At 74.1% G+C, this 1,342-nt stretch carries 2 protein-coding genes; both read right to left on the bottom strand.

The annotated features are described in order from the left end of the window. Positions 1-363 (bottom strand): precorrin-2 dehydrogenase/sirohydrochlorin ferrochelatase family protein (locus ACYVE7_RS34120; protein ID WP_460370723.1); only part of this gene is annotated, 363 nt, incomplete at its 3' end. 155 nt (positions 364-518) lie between these two features. Beyond that, the coding region (cobC, locus tag ACYVE7_RS34115) for an Rv2231c family pyridoxal phosphate-dependent protein CobC (RefSeq protein ID WP_460370722.1) at positions 519-1,342 on the bottom strand (824 nt) is incomplete at its 5' end.

Here is a 1,342-nt window from a genome sequence, read left to right as displayed (position 1 = left end):
GGTGGCCTCGCCGACCTGTCCGGTGGCCGGGGTCCAGGCCGCGGAGGCTTCGGCGTCGTCGGCGCGGACGCACCAGATACGGGCCGCTTCCGCCTCCAGGGCGACGCGCTCGTTGGTCTCGGGATCATCGGCGCACGCCTGGACCAGCCAGGCGCCGTCGAGATCGCCTGCGGTGAAGCCGCGGCGGTGCCAGACGACCTGGCCGATCAGGTCCTCGAGTGAGGGCGTGATCTCCGGGGCGATCAGCTCGACGGCGGCGCCCGCCGCGAGCAGCGTGGGCACCCGGCGCTGCGCGACCCGTCCCCCGCCGACGACGACGACCCGTCGCCCGGCGAGGCGGAGTCCGAGGAGATAGGGCGGCACCGGTGGGCTCTTCCGATCTGCGAAAACGGTCAGGGGATACTGCTGTGACCAAAGGTACTCGGCCGGGTAACCCGGAACCGACGGGACGTACCGCCAGCGCCACATCGTGACGATCTCGGAAGAAACCGACACCTCCTCGAAGCCGGGCTGTGAGGTCAGCGCAGCTCGGCCAGCACGGCGACCAGGTCCTTCCAGCCGGGCCGCACCGCGACTCTGATCCATTCGGGCCCCAGCCCGGGGAAGGTGTCGCCGCGCCGCACGGCGACGCCCCGCGCCCGGAGCCCGTCCCGGATCCCTTCCCCGGCTTTGACCAGCAGAAACGAGGCCGAAGCCGCGGGTACGACCGGGAAGCCGAGACCGTCGAGGGCTGAGGCCAGCTCGGCCCGCTGCCCGGCCAGCTCACGCGCCCACTGCACCGCCTCGGCGACGGCCCGCTGCGACACGCACGCCTCGATCGCCCGCAGCGCCGGTCCCGACACCGCCCACAGGGGCTGCGCCTCCTCCAGCTCCGTGATCAGCTCGGCGGGGCCCAGCAGGTAGCCGGCCCGCAGCCCGGCCAGACCCCAGGTCTTGGTCAGGCTCCGGAGCACCACCACCCGTCCGGGAGAAGAGGCGGTTTCGGCGGCGAGGGATTCGGGTTCGGCGGGGACGCAGTCCATGAACGCCTCGTCGATCACGAGGGTGCGGCCGGGGCGGCGCAGGGCGCGCAGGGCGGCGGCCGGGTGGAGGACCGAGGTGGGGTTGGTGGGGTTGCCGATCATGACGAGGTCGGCTTCGTCGGGGACGAGGGCGGGATCGAGGCGGAAGTCGCCCGTCAGGACGGCGCGGTGGACGCGGTGGCCCGCGGCGCGCAGGGCGGCTTCCGGCTCGGTGAACTGGGGGTGGACGACGACGGCGTGGCGGGGGCGCAGCACCCGGGCCAGCAGGACGAAAGCCTCGGCGGCGCCGGACGTCAGCAGGACCTCGGCGGGCGGGCGGC

It is taken from the genome of Actinocorallia lasiicapitis (assembly GCF_054778695.1).
Note: the sequence above shows the minus strand (reverse complement) of the source record. Positions and strands in the feature narration are given on the sequence as shown.